Origin of the sequence: Actinocrinis sp. (genome assembly GCF_035938995.1) — a bacterium.
Taxonomy (GTDB): Bacteria; Actinomycetota; Actinomycetes; order Streptomycetales; family Catenulisporaceae; genus DASZGI01.
Genome location: NZ_DASZGI010000206.1, coordinates 1 through 3,765, shown reverse-complemented (window position 1 = coordinate 3,765; position 3,765 = coordinate 1). Strand labels below are relative to the sequence as shown.

Genomic DNA, 3,765 nt, shown 5'->3' with positions numbered 1-3,765 from the left:
AGGACGCTCGCGGCGAGGTCGGCGGCTGCGTCGACCGCGCGGGCCATCGCCTCAGGTCCGGTCAGTCCATCGTCCGCCCCGCCGACCTCCACGACGGGGAGGCCGGGGGCGTGTCGCGCCAGAGCCTGCGCGATCAGCCCGCGGTCCTGGCCGAGCAGCACCGCACCGCGCAGGTGCTTCGCGGCCCCGGCGACCAGCTCTTCGAAGCGGGCGCCCTTCGCCAGCCCGCCGGCGATCCACACGATGTCCTCGTAGGCGGCGAGGGACGCCGCGGCGGCGTGCGCATTGGTGGCCTTCGAGTCGTCCACGTAGTCGACGCCGTCGAAGGCGGCGACGAACTGGATGCGGTGCGGGTCCGGCGTGAAGGCGCGCAGCCCGTCGCGTACAGCCTCGGGCGGCACGCCATAGGCACGGGCGAGCGCGGCAGCGGCGAGGGCGTTAGCGATGTTGTGCGGCGCGTGCGGTTCGACGTCGTAGACGGTGCCGAGTTCGGCCGCAGTGCCGCGCCGGTCCTCGACGAAGGCGCGGTCGGCCAGGATGCCGTCCACCACCCCGAGCATGGAGAGGCCGGGGGCACCGAGAGTGAAGCCGATCGCGCGGCAGCCCTCGATCACGTCCGCCTGCTCGACCAGCGTCTCCGTCACCGGGTCGGCCACGTTGTAAACGCAGGCGACCTGGCAGTTCTCGTAGATCCGGCCTTTCGCGTCGCGGTACTCCTCGTAGGAGCCGTGCCAGTCCACGTGGTCGGGGGCGACGTTGAGCACGGCCGCGGCCAGCGGGCTCATCGAGCGCGTCCAGTGCAGCTGGAAGCTGGACAGCTCGACGGCCAGCACCTCGTAGGGCTCGTCGGCGGTGACCGCGTCCACGATCGGCAGGCCGACGTTCCCACAGGCGACGGTGCGCTTCCCGGCCGCCTCGAGCATCGCGGCGAGCATGCGCACGGCGGTGGTCTTGCCGTTGGTGCCGGTGATCGGGAGCCAGGGCGCGTATGTCCCATCCGGGCGCGGCTTGCGCAGCCGCCAGGCCAGCTCCACGTCGCCCCACACTGGGATGCCGGCCTTCTGCGCCGCGATCGCGATCGGGGCGTGCGGCGGGACGCCCGGCGAGACGATCAGCAGCTCGCAACCCTCAGGCAGCGTCGCGTCGTCGCCGAGCCTGAGCCGCACCCCCAGGGCTTCGAGCGGCGCGGCGCGCTCGGCGGTCGCCTGATCGTCGGACCGGTCGACGAGCGTCACCTGCGCGCCAAGGCCGCTTAGGACCCGGGCCGCCGACACACCGACGACGCGCGCGCCGACGACGCAGACCCGCAGTCCGTCCCAAGGCACTGGATGGCGGCCCTCGACGTCGGAGCCGCGCCAGCCCGCGCCGGTCACGATCCGGTCACCCAGCCCGCGTAGAACACCCCGATACCCAACGCGACACAGAGCCCTGCGATGATCCAGAACCGGATCACGATGGTGACCTCGGCCCAGCCCATCAGCTCGAAGTGGTGCTGTAGCGGGGCCATCTTGAACACCCGTTTGCCGCCGGAGATCTTGAAGTAGCCGACCTGGATGATCACCGACATGGTGATGATCGCGAACAGGCCGCCGAGCAGCACGGTGAGCAGCTCCGTGTGCGAGCAGATGGCCAGGCCCGCGAGCGCGCCGCCGAGGGCCAGCGAGCCGGTGTCGCCCATGAAGATCTTCGCCGGCGCGGCGTTCCACCACAGGAAGCCGAAGCAGGCCCCCATCAGCGCCGCGGCCACGATCGCCAGGTCGAGCGGGTCGCGCACCTCGTAGCAGCCGGCCTGGGGCGCGTTGACGCAGCTCTGCCCGTACTGCCAGACGCCGATCAGCACGTACGCGGCGAACACCATCGCGGACGCGCCGGTGGCCAGTCCGTCCAGGCCGTCGGTCAGGTTCACCGCGTTGGACCAGCCGGAGATCAGGAAATAAGCCCAGACGACGAACAGCACCGGGCCGAGGACCAGCGCGGTGTCCTGGAGGAACGACACGCTCGTCGACGCCGGGGTCTGCCCGTACTGGTCCGGGAAGTGCAGCACCAGGATCGCGAAGACCACGGCGACCAGCGCCTGGCCGATCATCTTCGCCTTGGCCCGCAGGCCCAGCGAGCGCTGCTTGTAGATCTTGATGAAGTCGTCGACGAAGCCGACCCCGCCGAGCCCGGTCATCAGGAACAGCACCAGCAGCGCCGAGGCGCTCGGCCAGTGCTGGGTCGCCAGCTTGGTCGCCCCGTAGGCGATCAGCGTCGACAGGACGATGACGATCCCGCCCATGGTGGGGGTGCCGCGCTTGGTCAGGTGGTTCTTCGGGCCGTCGTCCCGGATCAGCTGGCCGTATCCCCGCTTGACCAGCATCCTGATGATCAGGGGGGTGCCGATCAGGGAGCAGACGAGCGCGATGACGCTCGAGTAGAGGACCGCCCTCACCGCTCGTCCCCCGCCGGGACCTCGCCGCTCTCGCCACCCCGCTGCGCCAAGGCCTGGGCGACCCGGCGCAGCCCCGCCGCCTTGGACGCCTTCACCAGGACCACGTCACCGGGCCTTAGCTGCTCGTCGAGCAGCGCCAGCGCCGCCTCCGGGTCGGCCACCATCACGGATTCCTCTCCCCATGAGCCCTCGTGGCTGGCGCCCGCGTGGATCCGCGCGGCTCCCTCGCCGACCGCCACCAGCCTGTCGATCCGCAGCCGGACGGCCAATCGCCCGATCGCGTCGTGCTCCTCGTCGGCCCGGTCGCCCAGCTCGAGCATGGCGCCGAGCACCGCCCAGGCGCGCCCGCCGGGACGGGACCGGGCCAGCGCGGCGAGCGACTTGAGCGCGGCGCGCACCGATTCCGGGTTGGCATTGTATGCGTCGTCGATCACGACGACGCCGTCGGCCCGCTCGGTCACCGCCATCCGCCCGCCGCTGAGCGGAACGGCCGCGGACAGCCGCTCGGCGATCCGGTCCGACGGCATTCCGACCGCCAATGCCGCAGCCGCGGCGGCGAGGGCGTTGCTCACGTGGTGCTCGCCGACCAACTGCAGCTGCACCCGCGCCGTTCCGCCGTGCTCCGGCCCTACGTCGCCGACGCGCAGCAGGAATGAGGCGCGGCCGTCCGGGCCCAGCGTTATGTCCTCGGCTCGCACGTCGGCCGCCTCCGACTCCCCGAAGGTGACCGTGCGGGCGGCGGTGCGCTGGTTCATCGGGGCGACGAGCGGGTCGTCGGCGTTGAGGACCGCGACGCCGTCCGCGGGCAGCGCCTCGATCAGCTCGCCCTTCGCCAGCGCGGTCTGCTCCTTCGACCCGAATTCGCCGACGTGCGCAGAGCCGATGTTGAGCACGACGCCGACCGACGGCGGGGCGATCTCGCACAGGTACTTCAGGTGCCCGATCCCCCGGCTGCCCATTTCCAGCACCAGGTACCGGGTCGCCTCGTCGGCACGCAGCACGGTCAGCGGCAGGCCGATCTCGTTGTTGTACGAGCCCTCGGTGGCGATCGTGGCGGCGTGTCCGGCGAGCACCTGGCCGAGCAGGTCCTTGGCCGAGGTCTTGCCCGAGGAGCCGGTCAGCCCTATCACGGTGGCGGCCGGCAGGCGCGTCAGCACGGTCCGGGCGAGCTTGCCGAGCGCTTCCTGGACGTCGGGCACGATGATCGCGGGCACGCCGTCGACCTGACGGCTCGCCAGAACCGCCGCGGCGCCGCGTTCGACGGCCGCGGCGGCGTAGTCGTGGCCGTCCGCCTGTTCGCCGACGAAGGCCACGAACAGGCCGCCCGGCTGCAC

The 3,765-nt window shown here is 71.9% G+C and carries 3 protein-coding genes; all 3 read right to left on the bottom strand.

Annotation, left to right across the window (positions count from 1 at the left end; all coding sequences use genetic code 11):
* Nucleotides 1-1,373 (bottom strand): UDP-N-acetylmuramoyl-L-alanine--D-glutamate ligase (gene murD, locus VGZ32_RS14850; protein WP_326886610.1); only part of this gene is annotated, 1,373 nt, incomplete at its 3' end.
* Nucleotides 1,370-2,431, bottom strand: a complete 1,062-nt coding sequence (mraY, locus tag VGZ32_RS14845) for a phospho-N-acetylmuramoyl-pentapeptide-transferase (protein ID WP_326886609.1) — start codon at nt 2,429-2,431, stop codon at nt 1,370-1,372. The genes murD and mraY, both read right to left, overlap by 4 nt.
* Nucleotides 2,428-3,765 (bottom strand): UDP-N-acetylmuramoyl-tripeptide--D-alanyl-D-alanine ligase (locus VGZ32_RS14840; RefSeq protein ID WP_326886608.1); only part of this gene is annotated, 1,338 nt, incomplete at its 5' end. The genes VGZ32_RS14840 and mraY, both read right to left, overlap by 4 nt.